Origin of the sequence: Shewanella sp. SR1, assembly GCF_020447145.1 — a bacterium.
GTDB lineage: Bacteria > Pseudomonadota > Gammaproteobacteria > Enterobacterales > Shewanellaceae > Shewanella > Shewanella baltica.
The window spans coordinates 145088-166334 of sequence record NZ_JAJAEF010000001.1 but is presented as its reverse complement, the minus strand read 5'-3'; the positions used below and the strand labels follow the sequence as shown (position 1 = coordinate 166334).

At 49.4% G+C, this 21247-nt stretch carries 15 protein-coding genes; 11 read left to right on the top strand and 4 right to left on the bottom strand.

The window, feature by feature from the left end:
* Positions 1-2 precede the first annotated feature (2 nt).
* The 5 genes from mrcB (at position 3) to KV201_RS00720 (ending at position 4548) form a co-directional block, all read left to right on the top strand.
* Entirely contained in the window at positions 3-2327 is a 2325-nt protein-coding gene (gene mrcB / locus KV201_RS00740) for a penicillin-binding protein 1B (RefSeq protein ID WP_226058243.1), read from the top strand.
* A 152-nt stretch (positions 2328-2479) separates the two neighbouring features.
* Entirely contained in the window at positions 2480-2758 is a 279-nt protein-coding gene (locus tag KV201_RS00735; protein ID WP_006084190.1) for a peptidylprolyl isomerase, read from the top strand.
* A 91-nt stretch (positions 2759-2849) separates the two neighbouring features.
* The gene (locus KV201_RS00730; protein WP_006080091.1) at positions 2850-3245 is read left to right on the top strand and encodes a DUF2391 family protein; all 396 of its coding nucleotides are present in this window, start codon (positions 2850-2852) and stop codon (positions 3243-3245) included.
* 159 nt (positions 3246-3404) lie between these two features.
* Positions 3405-3635 carry a hypothetical protein gene (locus tag KV201_RS00725; protein WP_006080092.1) on the top strand — a complete coding sequence of 77 codons (231 nt, stop codon included), beginning with the start codon at positions 3405-3407 and terminating at the stop codon, positions 3633-3635.
* Between the two features lie 211 nt (positions 3636-3846).
* Positions 3847-4548 (top strand): DUF3581 domain-containing protein, encoded by a 702-nt coding sequence (locus KV201_RS00720; protein WP_006084189.1) that lies wholly within the window; start codon positions 3847-3849, stop codon positions 4546-4548.
* Positions 4549-4625: 77 nt separating this feature from the next.
* On the opposite strand, the gene KV201_RS22585 is transcribed toward KV201_RS00720, so the two are convergent.
* The 4 genes from KV201_RS22585 to dsrO all read right to left on the bottom strand — a co-directional run bounded on the left by KV201_RS22585 (position 4626) and on the right by dsrO (position 11263).
* Positions 4626-5930, bottom strand: a complete 1305-nt coding sequence (locus KV201_RS22585) for a methyl-accepting chemotaxis protein (protein WP_226058242.1) — start codon at positions 5928-5930, stop codon at positions 4626-4628.
* 335 nt (positions 5931-6265) lie between these two features.
* Entirely contained in the window at positions 6266-9373 is a 3108-nt protein-coding gene (locus KV201_RS00710) for a tetrathionate reductase subunit A (RefSeq protein WP_226058241.1), read from the bottom strand.
* A gap of 35 nt (positions 9374-9408) precedes the next feature.
* Positions 9409-10491, bottom strand: coding sequence for an NrfD/PsrC family molybdoenzyme membrane anchor subunit (gene nrfD, locus KV201_RS00705; protein ID WP_226058240.1), 1083 nt, complete (start codon positions 10489-10491; stop codon positions 9409-9411).
* Positions 10481-11263 carry a sulfate reduction electron transfer complex DsrMKJOP subunit DsrO gene (gene dsrO / locus KV201_RS00700; RefSeq protein ID WP_226058239.1) on the bottom strand — a complete coding sequence of 261 codons (783 nt, stop codon included), beginning with the start codon at positions 11261-11263 and terminating at the stop codon, positions 10481-10483. Before dsrO ends, nrfD begins: the two co-directional genes overlap by 11 nt.
* Positions 11264-11657: 394 nt before the next feature.
* On the opposite strand from dsrO, the gene KV201_RS00695 reads away from it, so the two are divergent.
* From KV201_RS00695 to KV201_RS00670, 6 genes are all read left to right on the top strand, one after another.
* The gene (locus tag KV201_RS00695; RefSeq protein ID WP_226058238.1) at positions 11658-13595 is read left to right on the top strand and encodes a PhnD/SsuA/transferrin family substrate-binding protein; all 1938 of its coding nucleotides are present in this window, start codon (positions 11658-11660) and stop codon (positions 13593-13595) included.
* A complete protein-coding gene (locus KV201_RS00690; RefSeq protein WP_226058237.1) occupies positions 13595-14215 on the top strand; it encodes a response regulator transcription factor in 621 nt (206 codons plus the stop codon). The genes KV201_RS00695 and KV201_RS00690 overlap by 1 nt, the downstream gene beginning before the upstream one ends.
* Before the next feature lie 356 nt (positions 14216-14571).
* Positions 14572-18246 (top strand): ATP-binding protein, encoded by a 3675-nt coding sequence (locus KV201_RS00685; protein ID WP_226058236.1) that lies wholly within the window; start codon positions 14572-14574, stop codon positions 18244-18246.
* Positions 18246-18899, top strand: coding sequence for a hypothetical protein (locus tag KV201_RS00680; protein WP_006080105.1), 654 nt, complete (start codon positions 18246-18248; stop codon positions 18897-18899). The genes KV201_RS00685 and KV201_RS00680 overlap by 1 nt, the downstream gene beginning before the upstream one ends.
* Positions 18900-18947: 48 nt before the next feature.
* Complete coding sequence (locus tag KV201_RS00675) at positions 18948-20168, top strand: hypothetical protein (RefSeq protein ID WP_011845750.1); 1221 nt, start codon at positions 18948-18950, stop codon at positions 20166-20168.
* On the top strand, positions 20156-21028 hold the full coding sequence (locus tag KV201_RS00670) for a hypothetical protein (protein ID WP_226058235.1): 873 nt from the start codon (positions 20156-20158) through the stop codon (positions 21026-21028). The genes KV201_RS00675 and KV201_RS00670 overlap by 13 nt, the downstream gene beginning before the upstream one ends.
* The last annotated feature ends 219 nt before the right edge of the window (positions 21029-21247 follow it).

Sequence of the window (21247 nt, the reverse complement as noted above, 5' to 3'; positions counted from 1 at the left end):
GTATGAATGATGAAGTAGATATGACGACTAAGACGACAAAAAAAACACCCGCTTCCCGTAGGGCCAACAATGGCCGCGGTTTATTTCGACGAATGTGGTCAATCACTTGGAAATTAGCCTTCGCCGGATTAGCTGTAGTGACGTTCTACAGCATCTATCTCGATCAAATTATTGCGCAAAAATTTGAAGGCCAAAAATGGCACTTGCCCGCGCAGGTGTTCAGCCGTTCTATGGCGCTGTATCCCGGCGCGGCGGTCAGTCATCCGCAAATGATGGCTGAGCTTAAGTTGCTCGGCTATCGCAAAGTCGCGAATCCACGCCAAGTGGGAGAGTTTTCGGCATCAAGCACTCGTATCGAATTGTGGCGTCGACCGTTCTTACATCCAGAAGGCGATCAAGTCGAACAAAGAGTCATGATCAGCTTCGACAGCAATGGCGTCAGTTCAGTCTCCCGGGTGTCGGATAAGCGTCAACTTGCCGTATTCCATCTTGAGCCTGTGTTGCTCGATCGCATTATTACTGGCGATGGTGAAGACAGGCTGTTTGTGCCGACCGAAGAAATGCCTAAGTCGATTGTGCAGGCGTTACTGCTGGTGGAAGACCGTAGCTTTTACGAACATCATGGGGTGAATCCCTTCGCCATTGCGCGCGCCGCGTTTGTAAACATTAGCGCCGGTCGCACAGTGCAAGGTGGCTCGACGTTAACCCAGCAGTTAGCGAAAAACTTTTTTCTATCCAGTGAGCGTTCTTTGCTGCGTAAGGTGCGCGAAGCCTTGATGGCAGTGATTATCGATTTTCGTTACAGCAAGGATGAAATCCTCGAAGCCTATCTTAACGAAGTGTATATGGGGCAGGATAAATCCCGCGCCGTTCATGGTATGGGTTTGGCATCGCGTTTCTATTTCGGCCGTCCTATCAGTGAGTTGACTATCGCCCAGCAGGCATTTTTAGTGGCTGCGATTAAGGGACCGTCTTACTACAATCCATGGCGATATCCGGATCGCATTCAAGAGCGTCGCGATCTGGTATTGCGTTTACTCATGGATGCAGGCGATTTAACCACGGCCGAGTACAAGGCGGCGGTAGAGTCACCGCTGGCGATCCGTAATCTTAATAAACCCGCACACCAGAAATTACCTTCCTTCTTCGCTCTGGTAAAACAGGAAGTGAACGAGCGTTATGGCGATGCGTTACTGAAGCAATCTGGGGTAAAAATCTATACCACGCTCGATCCTATGGCCCAAGAAGCCGCCGAAATTGCGGTGACTCAAACCCTTAAGAGCTTAGATAAGAGCAACAAGTCATTGCAGGTAGGCATGGTGGTGACCGACAAATACACGGGCGGTATCGCGGCAATGGTCGGCGATAAAACCCCTGGATTTGATGGCTTTAACCGTGCGGTTGAAATTCGTCGTCCGATTGGCTCGTTAATTAAGCCCTTTGTGTACGCCACTGCACTGGCACCCAATAGCCAATTTACCTTAGCGACTCCCCTTAAAGATCAGCCCATTACCTTAAAGAGTGAGCAAGGTAAGACATGGTCACCGCAAAACTTCGATAAGAAGTTCAGCGGTCAAGTGCCTTTGTTAACGGCGCTGAAAAAGTCGATGAACGTCCCGACAGTAAATCTTGGGATTGCGGTGGGCGTGGATGCCGTCGCGACAACTTTGGCTAAGTCGGGCTGGCAGGAGCCGTTAAACGAGTATCCTTCTATGTTACTTGGCGCCGTCAATGGCTCGCCATTAATGGTGGCGCAGGTGTACCAAACCTTAGCCGATAGCGGGGTTTACCGTAAATTAACCACAGTGACGGCTGTGTTGGATGCTGATAAAAATCCATTACCTGTGACGCGATTGCCTAAAGAGCAGGCCATCTCACCCGATACTGACTTTTTGATCCAGTACGCTATGCAGCAAGTGGTCAATACGGGCACAGCGACGCGCTTAGGCAATGCCTTCCCAGGCGTTGGGCTGGCGGGTAAAACAGGTACAAGTAACGATAGCCGCGACTCTTGGTTTGCGGGCTTTGATGAGCGTAATGTCGCCGCTATTTGGGTGGGGCGTGATGATAACGGCAAAACCAGCTTGTATGGCAGCAGTGGCGCCATGGCCGTATATCTTGCCTTCTTGAAGGAACGTCCACCTATTAGTCTGCGTTCTACCCAAGTGAATGGCGTCGTGAAGGGCTTTTTTGACCGAGATACCGGCGTGGCGAAGGAGTCTGATTGCAGTAATGTTGATGCGCTTCCGGCATTAACCGCGACTTATCGTCCGGTGAATAATTGCGGTGAGCCTTTGCAATGGTGGCAGAAAATACTCGGCCAATAGGCTCGATAATCGACCAATCACTCACGCATTTGTACGTTGAATATAAAATCTTAAGTAGTAGAACCTATGCAAATGGACGTGGCGTTATCGAGAGTACAGGCGTGACGCCATCTTCCCTTAGCCTAGGTCGTTAACCCAAAGTGAGAAATAACATGTTTAAAACCGCTGCCGCCGTGCATATTTTAGTGAAACACAAAGAGCAGGCTGAGGATATCGTTAAGCAGCTGAATAATGGCGCTAATTTTGCGGTACTCGCCAAGCGTTTTTCCTCTTGCCCTTCGGCCAAAAAAGGCGGTGATTTAGGCGAGTTTAAAAAAGGCCAAATGGTGCCACAGTTTGATAAAGTGGCATTTTCGGGCGAGTTATTAGTGCCGCACATAGTTAAAACTAAATTTGGCTGGCATGTGGTTAAAGTGCTGTATCGCACTTAATACCGCAGCAATAAGCCCTTATGTAGAGCGTCTTTAGTCGCACGTCATTTTCGGCTAATCAAATGGATTGGAATATTAAGGAGCGATGAGCATGACCTTTAGTTTTAATACCGAAGATGCGAGCCAAGTTTGCGTGGGGGCATTTGCGCTGGCGGTGCCCGTGGCGTTTTCAGAGGAAGCCTGGCATCTCGGCGAAACCTTGCCTGTGCTCAATCTCGCCATGCTCTTTAGTTTATCGTTGTTATTTCTAGGGGTTTTTACTTATCACAGTGTGTTCCAGCAAAATATTAGTGCCCGAGTCCCTGTGTTTATTTTCCGCATCGTGGTGGCGTATTTGCTCACCGCGCTGGTGGTTTTCCTCGTCCTGCTGTGCCTCGATAAAGTGCCTTTTTTTGAAGATCCGCTGACCTCGATCAAACGGATCATCGTCATCACTATGCCAGCCTCTATGGGCGCCATTGTGGTGGATAGCTTCGATAAGGAATGATGCACCCTTAGCCAAACCTCATGACTTTTGTCACTGGTGGATTAGGATTATTTTGCGCATACTCATTCCCATACTCTGACTTTGATTGATGTCTAGAGTCGAAATAAGCCTGAGTTTTTAGCCTGATAACGATAACGCCAATAGATAAAGGAAATGACTATGAATACCGGAGCCCTCGCTTTACTTATCCCGATACTCGCCATTGTTGGCGGATATGTGGTGGCGATTATGAAAATCCGCGACAAGCAAGGTGTGTCGAGCCGTGAGCAAGAGGCCGAAAATCAAGCCTTGCGGGCCGAGTTAGCTACCTTGCGTCAGCGTGTCGAAGTGCTAGAACAGCTGGTCACTGACGATAGTTTTCAATTGAAGCGTGAATTTAAACAAGTCTAACTATTTGTTCCTTGTCCAATGGAAGGCGCTAGCCTGTTAACCTAAGTTAATACCCTTGTAATTTGTTTGGCTTTACAAATGTGGGCATGGTGTTACTTTGTACATCTTCCGTGGGATCAAGTCATCGGGTGAGTTAAATACCTAATTTAAGGTAGACTCGTGATAATTTTGTTATCCATCCCTGTATTGAGTTATTACAAATAGAGTTTATATGTTTCTAGCGCCTTATTTTTCCGAGCAAAATCAAGCCATTTCCGTTTCAGCACAACAAGCCAGCGACTTCGCGAAGAAAATTGCGCAGGACTTTAATCCCATACACAATGTGGGCGCAAAACGCTTTTGCGTGCCGGGAGATTTACTGTTTGCCATAGTATTGACTCAATATGGCCTGAGTCAGAGCATGAAATTTAGCTTTGCGGGTATGGTGGGCGCGAGTGTCGAACTGCAATTTCCGGAACAAGTGAGCGAGAGTTTTTCAATTCGCGATGGCCGCGAAAAAACCTATCTTAATGTGAGCCGTCAAGGCGATGTAAGTTGTTGCGATGCGCAGACAGAATCCTTTATTCGTCAATATGTTGCTTTCTCTGGGCATAATTTTATCGATATCCTGATCCCTTTGATGAAACAACATCAAGTGATGATCAACCCAGACCGACCTTTAGTGATTTACGAAAGCATGTCGTTTGACTTAACCACCCTCGATTTTGTGCAAGTGACCTTATCACTCGTTGACCAAGATTTAAAAATCGATGGTAAACGTGGCGATGTGACACTGCACTTTGAATTACACAGTGGCGATACTTTAGTCGGCACAGGTATCAAAACCTTAGTCATGAGTGGATTACGTCCTTATGACGAGGCGCTGGCGCAGCAAATGTGCGCCACCTATGAAGGTAGTAAAACTGATTATTGATTGACGGAACAGTCACATGGCGTTTTTGTCTTTTAGATAAAACGCCATGCAATCCTTGCGCGATGAAATGCAGGGGATTAATGACCGTTGATTGAAAGTTGAGAGACGATTTGTGAGACGTTTTCTGCCCCGTTGCGTATTTCTCCCATCACCAAAGTTACCTCAGCTAACTGTTGTTTCCCTTCCTGTGCGATACCTTCAACTTCGTTCATCATGTCTGTTGCACTTGTGGTGAGCTGGGTATTTTTAGTGACTACGGCGGCAATTTCACTGGTTGATTTACTGGTTCTGGAAGCGAGCTGCCTCACTTCATCGGCGACAACCGCAAAACCTCGGCCTTGTTCACCTGCACGCGCGGCCTCAATCGCGGCATTTAATGCTAGCAAATTGGTTTGATCGGCAATCGAGCTAATCGTCGCGACTATGGCTTGAATACTTTGGGATTGCTCATTCAATTGAGTAATCGCCTGAGTCGTTTTATGGGTTTGCTCAGCAATGGCATTGGAGGTATTGAAGGTCGCATTAAGCAACTTAACGCCTTGTTCCGCTTGCTCAACGGTGCGTTGCGATGTGGTGAGCGCAATATTTGCGGCTTCACGCACAGCGTGGCTTTGCTCGATCCGCTTGCTGATATCACTGGCGAACTTAACAACTTTAACGACCTTTCCATGCTCATCCATAATGGGATTGTAAGCCGCCTCCAGCCAAATTGAGTCGCCATAGGCATTTTTGCGCTCAAATAGCCCTTTGCTATAGCGACCTTGCTTAAGCTCGTCCCAAAAGTGAGGATTTTGTCGATAAAATTCATCGAAACAGAAAATTCTATGATGCTTACCCAAGATCTGTTCTTTGCTGTATCCCATTGTTTTTAAAAAGTTGGCATTTGCCTTCAGGATAGTGCCATCTGGGGTAAATTCAATAATGGCTTGGGAGCGATTTAGGGCATCGAAGATGGCGGATTGATCGTCAAGCTGTTGCTTATATTGGGTAATTTCAGAAGCCGTTTTCATTATCTTCACGACTTTGCCCGCCTGTTTTACAGGAAAGTAAGTCGCTCTTAGCCAGATTTCTTGGCCATTTTTATTCACTCGCGCGAAATGTCCCTCCTGTGGATGACCGGCTTTTAAATTACTCCAAAATTGTTGGTATGCAGGAGAATTAGCATAGGTCGCTGAGCAAAACAGCTTATGGTGTTGGCCAACAACTTCATTAAGTGAATAACCGACTACTTTTAAAAACAAGGCATTCGCATCGAGCACTTTTCCTTCAGGCGTAAATTCTACCGTGGCAATACTTTGCTTAATGGCGTCGATGACCGACTCCGCTTCTTGGCGCTTGTTTTCGCTCACTTCTAGGCTTTTACGTAATGAAGAATTGAACACTGAGATACTCCTGATGAGCTTAACTGACTCAAAAACCGCTGGTCTTTATTGAAAGCTCGATATAACGAGCTGGATACACAGATAAATATAGCTGTGATTTTAATGTGTGGTTTATTTCTAATAAACACGTGATCGGGATCTATATACCTAAATTGAGCAAAAGAAGATCACTTTTTTTGGTTTTAGCTCGACTAGGCTTTGGTTTTAGCCCGACCAGACGTAGCGGCAGAGCGGATAACGAATTTTAGCATGCTATTCGAGTAATCTAGGTTGAATGAATGCCATAGAAAAAGCTGCCAAAGGGCAGCTTCTTAAGTGTTATCTATGTTCGGCGGTTAGCTTAGTTTTTCAATCTTAGCGGGTAGGCCTTGTCTTGCCGAGGCTCCACTTGCCCAGTCTACCAGCGGATAGCGGCCGTGACGACTGGGATCGAACAGATTTAAGTCGTTCATGTTGATCCCGACTCGGATCCGCGGATTGGCGACGATTTTAATCTCGTCAATCACAGTGTCACGCGCGCCGAGTTCTTTATGGCCATAACCGTGTTCGATAGCGATGCAGTCTGGGTGCACTCCGGCAACACATTCCACTAAAGCGATCACGCTGCCGTTAGGCGTGCTGATTTTTACTGTGTCGCCTGTATTGATGCTAAGGCGAGTGGCGGTCTTCTCGTTCAGTCGCACCGGATTATTGGGGTGTACTTGGCGTAAACGATCCGAGCCAATACTCATAGAGCTCATGGTATGGGACTTGTAGCTGCTGATCAGTAATGGCCACTGTGATTTATCAAACGCCTTATCGAGCGGCGTGCCATCGGCCAAGGCGGGTTGATATAAGCGCGGACAACCACTCATAAATTCCCCTGTTAGGCTGTTGCGGCGACTGCCGACGTCGGGATTCCACAGCATCATAGGTTTAGGCCAGACTTTACTCGGATTCCCCGCGTCATCGCGTGCACCGCGCATTTCTTCAAAACGGCCGCCGCGAGCAAATAAGTAACTGACTTTTTTGACTTCATCTGGCTTGAGTCTAGCGTTGAGCTCACTTTGAATGCGGCTTACACCGCTAAGATACATGTCCTCGGCGTTGATATCGGCGACGGCTTTACCTAAATAGGCCACGTTGGCGGCGCCGTAAAGTGAGTAATCCGCTGCGCGCGTTAACGGGTGTAAGCTGCCATCGGCGGCCTTAACGGCATTTTCGCCAAAGCCGGGTAGTTGCAACTTCATCGCCACTTGGCTCAAGAAAGACTCCATGCACACCACATCACCACTGGCCATCTTAGCGACCCTTGGCTCGACAATCGGCCAACGGCCTGTGGCAACTTTGGTTAGTGTGCCTTGCCATGCTGAGGTCCAGCCCCAAGACTCGTACGTTAAGGTATCGGGCACGATGTAGTCCGACAGCGCCGAGGTTTCGTTAATAAAGCTGTCGATGCTGATAAACAGCGGTAGCACCTTAGGATCTTTCAGTTGTTCACCAATAGCTTCCCCTAAACCCGCTTGACCATAAATCGGATTACCCATGTGGTTAATCCAGGCTTTGAGTGTATAAGGGTAGCCGTGTACCGCCGCGGTTAAATGTTCGCCCAATAAGGGAGATGAAATCGGAAACCAAGGCTCTTTAGCGGGATAAGGCGATTCGCACGCTTCGACTTTACGGCGATACTCTGAGGTTTTCTCGTAGGGGAATTTAGAGCGCGATAGGAATACGCCCTTAGGTTCGACCATGCCGTCAAAATCCTGCAGATTATACCTTGGGCCTTTACCAAAGGCGGGGAAGGAACCGCCGGAGGCTAATGCACCGCCTTTTAAATTGATGTTACCTATCATGGCGTTGAGCATCATGATCGCCCACGCGCTATAGAAACCATTGGCGCTCATTGTGCCGCCGTGGGAGATTACTGCGGCCTTAGTGCCATGGCTGGTAAATTTATCCGCGAGGGCAATAATCTGCGCCTCGCTGATATCGCACTCCTTGGCATAGTGTGCCATTTCGAAGCTGTGCGCCGCTTCGCTTAACAGTTGGAAGCTGGATTTAACCGCAATCACTCCCTTAGGTGTGTCGACGCTTTGGTCTACTTCGAGCTTGGCTTTCTGGCTTTGGGTAGCCAAAACTACCTCGCCACTCGTTGCATCGACAACCAACTGCGAGTCCTGCTCGCCATAGACTTTGCCTTCGAAGGGCAAGCCAAGATCGCTGGCAAAAAGATACTGGCCATATCTTGGATGGGTGGGCTCGCTGATTATCAAGAAGCCTGCATTACTAAAGCCACGGTAACCTGATGCTTTTGCGGCATCGACATTCGGCGCACTCAAAAACTCGCCGGCATAGCGCTGGTTATCGATAATCCAGCGCAACATGCCCATGGCGAGGGCCGAGTCGGTGGCGGGGCGGATCGGCAGCCAAGTGTTGTTGCCCGCACAAGGTTGATTCGAGGTATTGGGCAGCATGGGCGACACCACCACATAACTGAAATTGCTGTTATTCACCCGCGCGTTTGCCAATTGTCTCGCTTGGCGTTTAAAAGGATTGCCCGATTGCTGCGGCGAGGTGCCGATAAAGAGTAAAAATTCGCTATGGTCCCAATCGGGTTTTAAGTGGGCGTATTTTTTTAAATCATCCAATAACGCGCCTGCACCAGCGCGGTAGGTAAACCCGCAATAAGCACCGTGGTTGGCAAAGTTACGCGTGCCAAAGCTGTTGAAGGTAAAACGTTTGATAATGGCATCGCGGCCTTCATCGGAGGCGTTCGAGACCAGCAACTGATTAGCCTTAGGGCCGTATTCTGGATTATTGGCATCGAGCGGCGTGGCGATATCTCGAATCGCCCTTAAGCCTTCAACTTGGCCTTCGCCAAATAAATCACCGCCTTCGACGACTTCATTCAGCAACTGCTCAAAGCTAATGCTCTGCCATTGGCCGTTGCCGCGCTTACCCACGCGCTTAAGACATTGGGTAACGCGATGCGGGCTATCCAATTGTTCTAACATGGCATTACCACGAGCGCAGGCGGTGGAACGCCCCTGTAGACCTTGTTCTTGAAAGGCGCTTAGCCCGACAAATGCGGTTTTGATTGGCGTATCGAAATCGATATGTTCGCGCGATGACAACGGGTGATAAGGGTTGCCGCTGATGCGGATGATCTTATCGGTTTTTTGATCGATACGAGCGCGCACGCCGCATTTGGTCCAGCAACCTAAGCACATAGTATTGGCGACGCGCTGATCGTCATTGCTGATCAGCTGACCTGACTGTAAATCGACTTTATATTCAGGTGTTAAGGAATTGCCATGCAGCGGATCTTGGGTCGATTTCCCCGAGGTGCCATTGACGACACCTTTGCCCATTTGCGCTAACGTATGGCTATAACCCGCGGCAAATAATCCCACACCACCCGTGACAGCGGCCCCTTTGATAAAACGACGTTTACTCTTATCCATGATGGACTCCTTCATTCTGTAAACTAATTGGGTGCTCAGCGAGCAAGCTTTGCCGCAGGCGTGTGGCGAATAAGTTCGGAGACCAGCGCCATTAATGCCAGCCAAAGACCGAAGGTGCCGGCTATGCCTAATAGCCCTTCGGGTCCCCAAGGCAGTTGATAGAGGTAAGTCCCTGCGCCGTATTTAGGATCGGTTTGCGCTTGGATTAACACTATCCAGCGAAATCCCCACGCGAGATGAATGGCCGTGAGGCTGACGATTAGCATTGCAACATTGGGTAAGTGACGAATGGCGAGCATCAGTGCCAGCATGGCGAGCGTGACTAGCACCCAAATTGCAGCAAGTTGCCAGCTTGGGCTGGTTTCAAGCAATAACGCGGCTTCGGGGGCCGAGCCCTTATCGAATAATGCCCAGCCGATAAGGCACAGGGCGAACAGACCAAAGCTGGCCCTTACCCAGAGTAATAGCTTGTCTTGGGTAGTTTGTTGGTAGCCTTTTAATAATCGATTCAATACCGCTAAAGTGCCGCAGGCGGCGAGTAGGGCGCTCATCGCCATCAAAGGTGGTAGCCAGTAGGTGTGCCACAGTGGCCGCGCCTTAATAGCCATGGTTTCCATGCCAGTGTAGAGGGCGATGCTGCAGGCACTCAGGGCTGTGATAATCGCGATCGGCTTGATGAATTTGTCACTGTTCCAATCACCGAATCTCAATAATTGGCCTATTTTATTCAGCCAATCTGAGTCTTGATGCGCGGTGTGCTTAGGCAGATATTGACGCAGTAATAGCCAAGCAAATAGCGCGCTGGTGCCCGAGAATACCGGCAGTAAAAAGGCGCCATACCACATCCAAGATTCAGGGCGAACTTGCGCATAAAAATGCCAAGCCCGCAGCGGTTGGTGTAAATCGGCGAGCAAGGCAATAGGCGCGACTATGCCTGCGGTCAGCATTAAACAGGCGCAGAGTTTCAGCAGTCTGTCATCGGGTTTCGCGTGACTAAACAAGTGTATTGTCGCGACCCACACACTGGCATAGGCCAAACCCATCATAAAAAAGTATTGCACCGCCCAAGGTAGCCAAGTAATGGCGATATCTGGGGTAAAGATTTCTTTAATGACCATGGTGGATCTCCTCGCCAGTATCGGTAAGTAAGGTTCTTACGGGGGCTTGGCCGCTAATCTTGTGCTCAAAAGCGCTGCTCATGCCGATGTAGAACACGCGCGGTGAAGTATTGGCCGTCGGTTTGAGTACCTTGATATCGGTTTTATTGGTGGCGAGCAGTTGGCTTATCTGACTGTGGGGATCGTTAAGATCGCCAATCACACGGGCTTCTCCCACACAGGTTTCGACGCAGGCGGGCAGTAATCCCGCATCCAACCTATGGGCGCAGAAGGTACATTTGTCGGCGGTATTAGTGTCGTGGTTGATAAAGCGGGCATCATAGGGACAGGCTTGCACGCAATAGCCACAGCCAACGCACCATTCATTATTGACGACCACTATGCCGTCTTTGCGCTGGAAGGTAGCGCCCGTAGGACAAACGGGAATACATGGCGGGTTTTCGCAGTGATTACAAAGTCTTGGTAGCATTAAAAACGCAGGCGGCGTGGTATCTTCCTGCTGCGAGACTTCATACTGCTGCACTGTGGTGCGAAATTGCCCTAGGGGCGGTTGATTCTCGATAGTGCAAGCGACGGTGCAGGCTTGGCAGCCCACGCAGCGACGTAGATCGATCACCATGCCGTAACGTTTACCCACTTGGCCTTCGCTGGCACTGTGCACTTGAGTGCCGCGTTTATCATCCTGCGCATACACTTGCACCACAGGGATCAGTGCGGCGCCAACACTGATGCTGGCCATTTTGCCGAGAAACTGACGTTTACTCTTGTCCATACAGATTTCCTTCACTCTTGCAGATGGCGAATAAACTGGCTCATAGACCTAGAGTTAAGGTTTATGGCGAGGTTTACAGGCATTCTGTAAAAGGCGAGGCGGCATAACTATAGTGGTTTTCCACATATCAGGCGTGGGTTTGATCTAGCGCAACAAATATCCGTTAGAATAGCCTTCAAAATGATAGGGTTTTATTTTTTACGGCTTTTAAACTTAAGTTTGGCCTGCTTCCAATTTGAATTGGACCTACTTTTAACTGGATTTGAGCTTGAGTTGAATTTGAGTCAATGGGGATAAAGGATTGCACTTCACGTTATTTAGGATGATGAAAACAGTGTTTAGCTCAGCTATGTCGCTCAAGCGGCCATTATCGATTCAAGGAACAGTGCCTAAGATGGCACCTCGAACGATTTTCAGGATGGCACTAGCCGTGGCGTTAGCGTGCTTGCTCGCTTCGGCAAATGTGTTCGCCGAAGAGCCGCAGAATCAAACTGCGCCTTCGGATGTAATGGACGCTGAGGTTGTTGCGCCAGTCGCTACCGAAGAACCCGGTTATCAAGTGGTTGATGTGGGCGTGTTAGCCATCCGCGGTTATAAGGCGACGATTAACCGCTGGCAGCCGTTAATGGGTTGGCTCGAAACCCAAATTCCCAACAGTTACTTCAGGTTACATCCTCTCTCCCTCGATGAGTTAGCCAAGGGCGTTGAAACCCAAGAGCTCGATTTTGTGATCACTAACCCCGGGCAATCCGTGTTGCTGGCGCGGCAATATTCTCTCACTTGGTTGGCGACCCTACGCAGCCCGTTAAATAATGGCGCGGCGATGCAAGTGGGTTCGGCGCTGGTGGTGCGCGCCGATTCACCCTATCAGACTTTAACTGATCTCAAGGGACGCCGGCTCGGGATAGTGTCGAAAAATGCCTTCGGCGGTTACTTGACCTTAGTGTACGAAGCGCAGCTAAAGGGCATAGATTTGCCTCGCTTTGTGGGTGAGATTATTCCGCTGGGATTCCCGCTAGATAATCTGTTGTATCAGTTAGATGATCAAAAAAGTAGTAATGATGCGGCGAAAGACAATCGACTGGATGCGGCTGTAGTGCCTGTGTGTCAGCTTGAGCAGATGCAGGCAGAAGGGCTGATTAATATCGGCCATTATCGGGTGCTCGATAACCAAACGCCGGTGGGATTTCATTGCCAAGTCTCGACTCGTCTCTATCCCAACTGGTCTATGGCGAAGACCAATCGCGCCTCGCAATCTTTAGCTAAAAGCGTGACTCAAGCGCTGTTGGCGCTGCCCGAAGATCACCTCGCCGCTAAGACGGCCGATTCTGCGGGTTGGACCACGGCCGTGAGTCAGCTGGCGATTGATCAGTTACTTAAAGATCTCGACATGCATCCCTTGCAAACACCTTGGTGGCAAAGGGCGTGGCAGTGGGTCAAGTTACATCAACAATGGGCTTGGTTTGTGCTGGCGATTCTGGTGCTGCTCAATGCGTACCATTTCTGGTTGGAGTATCGCTTTAGTCGTCGCGGCCGGGAGTTAATTAACACTCAGCGCCAGCTCAATGAAAACCGCGCGCTACTGGAACATGCCCAGCGCATTGCGATTGCTGGCGAACTTGGCGCGAGTCTCTCCCACGAACTGAATCAACCTTTGGCGGCGATTGGCCATTATTGTCATGGCGCCGAAGTGCGATTACAGCGGGGGACTAGCCCTGAGGAACTGCAATCAGTATTGACGCTTATCCAGCAGGAAGTCACGCGAGCCGACAGCATTATCAGCCGTTTACGCAACCTGTTGAAGAAACGGCCTGTATCGAAACAACCTTTGTATTTGCATGAACTGGTCAATGAGACTGTGCCGCTGCTCGCCTATGAGTTTGAACAACATCAAATCAATCTTGCCGTGAATGTGAGCGGCGAGCCCTATTTACAGTCCCTCGATGAAGTCGGCATGCAGCAGTTGCTGCTTAACCTGCTGAAAAACGCCGCCGATGCCTGTGTTCAGCGGCTGGAACTTGAACCCAGTGGCACAGAACAGATCATCACGCAAAAGCCATACACGCCGACGATCGATATCGATCTTCGCTATCAAGAACGCACACTTTTGCTGACTGTCACAGATAATGGCACGGGTTTAACCGAAGCTGCCAGCTTGCTGATGCAAGCCTTTTATTCCACTAAATCAGAGGGATTAGGTTTAGGCTTAGTGATTTGCCGCGATATTGCCGAGAGCCATGGCGGGACGTTTAGCCTAGAAAGCGCTATGGGTGGCGGTTGCCAAGCGCAGGTGGCTATACCGCGTAAACCTGAACCTAATGGAGCACTTTAATGAGTCTTGAGTTACCTGTGTATTTAATCGATGACGATGACTCAGTGCGTCGTTCTTTGCGTTTTATGCTCGAAAGCTATGGCCTCAAGATCACCGACTTTGATAGCGCCGAAGCCTTTTTTACCGCCGTAGACTTAACCCTGCCGGGTTGTGCGCTGGTTGATGTGCGTATGCTGGGCTTGAGCGGCCCACAGTTGCATCTTGAATTAGTCGCCAAAAATAGTCCGTTAGCTGTGATTTATTTGACCGGCCATGGCGATGTGCCTATGGCAGTAGAAGCGCTCAAACTCGGTGCGGTGGATTTTTTCCAAAAGCCCGCCGATGGCGCTAAGTTAGCCGAAGCGGTACTCAAAGCGTTGGAACATACCAAGGCGCATCATCAAGACAATCAGTATCTTGAGACGTATCAAGCGCTCACACCAAGGGAGAGGGAAATACTCAACCTGATTGCCCAAGGGCTGAAGAACCAAGAGATCGCCGATAGCCTCTGTATTGCCATGCGCACGGTCGAGATCCACCGCGCCAATTTGATGAAAGGCATGCAAGTGGGATCGCTGGCGGAAATGATGCTGATCTATAGCCGGATCGCTGATCGCCTGCGCCTTGATGATAACCGCTAAAATTTACCTTTTACTGCGCTAATTGCCGCTTTGTTAGCCGCCTATTTTGGCTAAGTTGTCGTATCATTAGCCGCTTAACATTTGTCTGGCTATGGGTTTATTTTTTGCTGAGCAATGGGCTTAGTGATCCGCTTAGTTCTGGGCTGAGATGTAAGCTGTGGCATTAGTGCAGCGCCGCTTAATTGCCAATACACCGCGATTGCCTTATTTTAGGGGCACTATTTTTAGGTCATGATTTTAAAATCACTTTTTACAGTGCTTTTTTAAGGTCTGTGGCCCTCTTGGATTGTTTTGCTTTGTCCTGTAGAAGGCTTCTGCAGCTTAGATAAGACGCTCCCGTTTGCATAAGGAATGAAATGGCAAGCTTGATTCGTATTGTGCTGATTGATACGCACCTTCCGGGCGTTGTGGAACTCGCCCTCAATGGCCATACCAACATTTGTGGTACTAACGCCTCGGGTAAGACGACATTACAACGTCTAGTACCTGTTTTTTATGGCGAATACCCAAGCCGCGTGGTGCCTTCGACCCGCGACAGTTTCGAGCGTTGGTATTTGCCACACGATTCAAGCTACATCATTTACGAATATCAAAAGGCCGATGGGTTACTGTACCAAGCCGTGCTGGCATCGGCGGGTGATGGTAAGGGCGTTAACTATCGCTTTATCGCCAAAGGTTTTGAGCTAAGCGATTATATTAAATCGCAAAATGGCGACACTATTCTGTGCCACACCATGGCGGAATTAGGCCGTGATTTAAAACGTGCCGGCATCGCCACCACTAACTTGCTCAACACCCGCGAATATCGCGCCATTATCCAAAACGATCGCACCCTATTAAGCACGGGCAGCAACCGCAGCGAACTGCGCGGCTATGCCCGCCAATTTGCCCTGTGTGAGGGCGAGCATTCCCTGCGCCACATCGAAAAACTCGCCAAAGCGGTGCACTCCAAAGAAGGCAAGATGGAGACGGTCAAATCCATGATCGCCGCCATTTTAGAGGAAGACGGAGTTAATCCGCCCAGCTCACGCTTAAATCCACAGCGCGTTGAGGCGTGGATCCGTGAAAGCCAACTTATCCAAGGGTTTGAAGTCATTCGCCCTGAGTTTGAAAAACTCGAGCAAGAATTTAACCAACTGCTCAGCGCCGAACTGCGCTTATCAAGCTTGTCCCGTGGTTATCGTAACGATGAAACCTTAGAAGCCGATCGCCAAGATATTCAGCAAACCTTATCTAAAGAGCTGAATTTAAAACTCAGATTGCTCGACGATGAATGGAAAGAGCAGCGCGATGAGCTCAACCTCGATTTATCCGCAGCCAAGGGCGATGTGGCAAAGTGCGAGTATGAACTCGATGCCATTGAAGATCAGCACAGCGCCTTTTTAGATGCCAACATAGAGCAAGCTAAGGCCGATCTTGAGATGCTGCCAAACTGGCGCACCGATGTTGAAAACTTAAGTGAACGCCACAAGCTGCAAACCGAGAAGCACCAAGATATCGAGGCGGCCTACAATGCCCGTCGCAGTAAGATTGGCGAGCAGTTAAACCGCGAGCTAGAAGGTTTGCATGCCGACCAAGACAAGCAGCGCGAAGCCCGCGATAAGCAACGCGAAGTGGCGCGCACCGATATTGACGCCTTAGAGCTGCAATGGCGCAACCAAATGGATGCGGGCAAGGCCAGCTTTAGCGAGCAGGAATACCAATTTAAACTCACTGCCGCCGAGCTTAAATTGCGTGTCGATGGCGTGACTTACACCGAAGAAGAAAAGTTAAGCCTAGCGATTTTTGACGAACGTATTCACCGCGCCGATGAAGAACAAGAAAGCTGCAATGCCAAGGTTGAGCGCTTAAGCAGTGATGAGCGCAAGCTTAGAGCCAAACGCGACCAAGCCAACGAAGCCTTGCGTATCGCCACCCTAAGGGTGAACGAGCGTCAAACTGCGCTGGATGAACTGCACCACATGCTGTTCCCGCAATCCCACACCCTATTGGAGTTCCTGCGTAAGGAAGCCCAAGGTTGGGAGCAAAGTTTAGGTAAAGTGATCGCACCTGAACTACTGCATCGCACTGATTTACACCCCAGTTTAGTAAGTGAGTCGAGCGAAGCTTTCTTTGGCGTGCATTTAGATCTTAAGGCGATCGATGTGCCTGAATATGCCGCCTCCGAACAAGAGCTGCGGATTCGGTTAAGTAAAGCCGAAGAAGCCCACACTAGCGCCCAAGAAATGCAGGCCGAGGCTGAATCTCAGCTAGTGGCGATTAATGGCGAGTTGGATAATCTCAGCCGTGAACTCACTTTTGCCCGCACAGCGTATAAAAATAGCCGTGACGATCTGCGTCGCCTATTCGATGAAAAGCGCAGTGAGCAAGATAAAATCAACAAAGCATTGAGCGATCGCAAAGCCCATGCGGTACAAAGATTGACTCAACTCGATGGCGAGCTGAAACAGCTTAAACATCAGCACGAACTCTGGCTCGAAGAGCAAAAAGAGCAAGCGCTCGAAGCGCGCATGGAAAAACAAGCCTATTGGCAGGAAGTGATCGGCGCGCTCGACAATCAACTCGGCCAAATTAAAGCGACCATTGAAGGCCGCCGTGAAAGCGCCAAAATCGAGCTGAAAGCCTGCGAGACCTGGTACAAAAACGAGCTTAAATCCCGCGGTGTGGACGAGGAGAATATCCTCAAACTCAAGCAACAGATCCGCGAATTAGAAACCAAAATTAGCCGCGCTGAGCAGCGTCGTAGTGACGTACTGCGTTTCGATGATTGGTATCAACACACTTGGCTGATGCGTAAACCTAAACTGCAAACTCAGCTTGCAGATGTGAAGCGCGCGGTATCGGAAATCGATCAACAGCTTAAGGCGAAAACCTTAGATGTGAAGACTCGCCGTCAGCAACTCGAAACCGAGCGTAAAGCGTCCGATGCGGCGCAGGTGGAAGCCTCTGAAAACTTAACGAAGTTACGTGCAGTAATGCGTAAACTCGCCGAGCTTAAGTTGCCGACCAATAACGAAGAAGCCCAAGGCAGCCTAGGCGAGCGTCTGCGCCAAGGCGAAGACTTGCTGCTGAAACGCGATTATTTGATGGGTTCAGTGAAGCAATATGTAGAGCATTTCGACTCAGTGATCGCCAGCAAGTCAGGTTCGGGCCTTGCCGAAACCTGGGAGCGTGCCCGTGAAGAATCGAGCTTTATCAACGACAAAGGTATTCGTCTGCTGGATTACCGCAAGTTAGTGCCACAGCTTGAGCAATTGTTGAACGTGATAGTGCCGCAATCTATTACTGCGTTGCGTGAGCAAGGACGAATTTTCGGCGTCGACTTAACTGCCTTCTATGATGTATTAGCCGATATCGACCGCCGCATCGCCTCCCAAAGTGCGCGTATTACCCGCGAAGTGGGCGAAGAGTTATTCCTTGAAGGTGTGTCTGAATCGGCGGTACGTATTCGCTCGCGCATCAGCGAGTTAGAGTTCTGGCCAGAGCTTGAACAGTTCGTCAAAGCCTTTAAACATTGGAAAGCCGATGGCTTTAATGGCTTGCCCGATGAGGATTACACCAACAGCATGCGCCGCGCCTTAGACATTATCGGCCGCGCCGCGTTAACGGGGGGCATCGCTAAGTTGCTGGAAATCGAGCTGCGCCTTAAAGAAGGTAACAGCGACTTAATTATCCGCACCGACAGACAGCTTAACGAATCCTCAAGCCACGGCATGGCGTATCTGATTTTGTGTAAGTTCCTGCTGGCATTCACGCGTTTGCTGCGTGGCCGCGCCGATGTGACCATTCACTGGCCAATTGATGAGCTGGGCACTTTGCACCATACCAACGTGAAGAAGATTTTCGACGCCTGCGAAAACAACAATATTTGTGTGCTGGGCGCCTTCCCGAACCCAGAGTCTGAGGTGCTGAACTTGTTCGCCAATCGTTACATTATCAACAAACAAACCAAGAAGTTGCAGGTGGTAAAACCAAAGGTGAACCCAATAGCAGACATGTTGAACAAGCGTTTGTCGAAGGAGGCCATCTAATGAGTGATGCAACCCAAACCGTATTAGTTGGCACTGGCGCTTTGATTGAGTTGTTACTTAAGGGCGAGTTTATTTGCCGCACCACCAATGAAGAAGGCTGGCGCGCCCTTAAAAATAGCAGCACCCGCGAGCGGGTCGAAGCCTATTTAAACCAGATCAACCGTACCGTGGCGTCCGCCGCCGAAGGCGATGTGTTCTTCTGTGGTTATTTGCAGCTCGGTGATAGCGAACGCAAAGTGATTTCATCGCAGTTTAAAGATATCTGTCAGGCATTGATCCCGCTGGTGGAATGGCTGGTATTAGTGCAAGAAGCCAGTGGCCAAGATGCGCCGCTGAGCGAAGGCGCGCCCGTGCGTTTAACTGAGCTGCAAAGCCGCATCGAAGACACGCCAGCGTTTCGTGAGCAGTTAGCCAAACTCAGCCAATATCGTTTATTTGGCTCGACCAGTACCAACAGCGATGCGCAAATCAAGTTAGTCTTCAAACGCTTAGTCGAACTCGGCTATTTAGTGCGCCCCAATGCGGAGAAGCAAATCTATATCGCCACGGGCAAGCTGGATTATCTGTATGAAGTCATTCGGTTTATCGACGAAACCGAAGGCCTAAGCCTAGAAGCGCAGGCGGAAACGGCGACTCAGCGGGACTTAATCTAATGTTGGCACGATTAAACCTAGGTAAAAGCTGCGACCAAGGAGGCCGTGATGAGCAGTAACTTACATCAGGCAGGGGTTAAGCTGCTCAAGCAGTTAGGTCGCCATGCTGACATCATTATGGACGCCTATTTAGCGGGTTCCTTAAACGAGGATGCCCACGATCCAAGCGTGGTCGAAAAGCTTAAACAGGCCGGCATTTTGTGGCGGCCAGAGCCAGATCAAGAGCTGCGCCTTAAGCGTTCTGTGCGTGCCTTGCTCGAAGAAGGTTTAAGTGACGAGCGTAATCGCCAAATCGACTCTAACGTCGGCTCGGCTCTCGCGACCATTAAAACCTTGGCCGACCATTACAAAGAAGCCCGTCATAGCTCAGATTACAGCGCTGCTGAAGCCTATTTGTCGGATTTGAGCGAGCATGTTTATAGTTTCGCCGATAGTCTGCGTTATTCGATTCGTGTGCTCTGGGGTCGGATCAACAACGAGTTCGGCTACGTCGGTACGATCAACGCAAAGATCCGTGAAAATGAATTAGCCCAAAGCCAAGTCTCTGAATTGCTTAATGGCTTAGAGATGTTCCAGTTTAGTGAGCTTGGCGAAATCGCCGGCGATATCCGAGAGCTGCGAAAACTCTTAGTGACGACTTTGCAAGAAACCATGAGCGACTGCGCCCAGGAATTGAGCGTAGTGCAGGGGCGTTTGCTCGAACTCTTAGGTCGCTTTAGGCAAATCCGTGGCCGTACCCGTTTGCTCAAGGGCTGGTTACTCTACACAGACTTGCATCCGGATTATCGTCCTGCGGACCATGTGTCCCACAAGGAAATTCCGAGTCTATTCAATCGCGCTGAAATCTTGCTCGCACCTGCTGCGGTAGATGTTCACAACGCCAGCCAAGAACTGGAGTTGATGGGCATAGTCGCGCACATTAAAGCTATTAGTCGTCATCCCGTGATTGAAGCGGTGCGTGAGCGAGATGCGTCCGTGTCACTCACCCAAAGTGAAGATTTTGATGTGCCGGATAATCCGCTTAAACAGGCGGTGGATGAGTATTTTGTCGATGTTATTGAGTCTGGCCTGCGTCAATCCGCGCTGGAATATCTGGTGGATAAGGCATTGCCTTGGGAAGCTGAGAGCTGGATTTATCAAGTGATTGGCGGCTACGAAGGCCTACCCGATGAACATAAAGCCTACTTTGAGCTTGAGCCTTTGGGTGAGCCGCATCCCATTTATAGCGGTAACTTTATCATTCGCGATGTTGAGTTATGGCTAGCCTAGGCCAGCAACAACTGCAGCTGTTGGAGAAGGCTTTTATTAAGCGTTCTCCCAAGGTTAAGCTCACGGCTAACTGGCGCGCGATTTACCGCGAGTTAGAAGTGGGCGAGTTAGACGAGTCTGAAAAGCATTTGTGCTTCGCGCTCAAAGATTTTGATCTGTTAAGGCAAGGCGTATTGGCGCTAATGGGACTCGATCTCAGGGATCTGGATTTTAATGTCGATCGCATGGCGATGTCCGCCAAAAGTCATAATGAGAAGCTCGCCAAGATCCGCCCCGAAGCCGAGTATGTGTTACTCAAGTTTCTGGGCTTTCAATCGCCACCTGTTGCAATATCCGCTTTATCCTCGCTGCGTATTCCTTTGGATGAAGCACAAAAACATTGTCGTGAACTTCATGTCGCAGCCATCTTAGTGGTTGAAAACTTGGATGTGTTTGATGTTATCCATCAAGCGCGTTTACCTGAGGATCTAACAAACCTCATGGTCATTTATCGTGGCAGCGGTCATCATTCACCGATTGGCGTGCGGCATTTTTTGCAAACGATGGCAGGTGAGCTGCCGATTATCGCCTTTACCGACTTAGATCCCGCAGGGCTGCAAATCGCCCATACCTTAATGGGGGTGACCCATTGCCTTGTGCCGCAACTTGCGCTGGCAGCACCTGCCGAGTTGTTGGCTATTGGGCAAATTAATTCAACCTATGATTTCGACAAGCAAGCGAAACAGACCAAATATCTTCAGCATGCCGATTTAAAGCGTTGGCAAAAATTAGCTTTTTGGTTAACTCAACACAGTATTAGCATCAAACAGCAACACCTGCTAGCTCACGGCCTTGAACTAGTGTTAGTGCCATATATTTAGCCATCACGCATTCCATCTCTCTGCATTAGTGTAATTATCTAGTTTTAAATTCTTTTATAAGTTGAATTTTAGTCATTAAGACTGAGGTTGATTTTCTAATTGTTTTTAATATGTTTGCATTGTGATTTATTGGTTTTCATTCTGTTTAAATATGCGGTTTTAAATAAGTCTTTAGTCTGCTCATTGATTGAGCATAATTATTATTTATCATTTAAAATC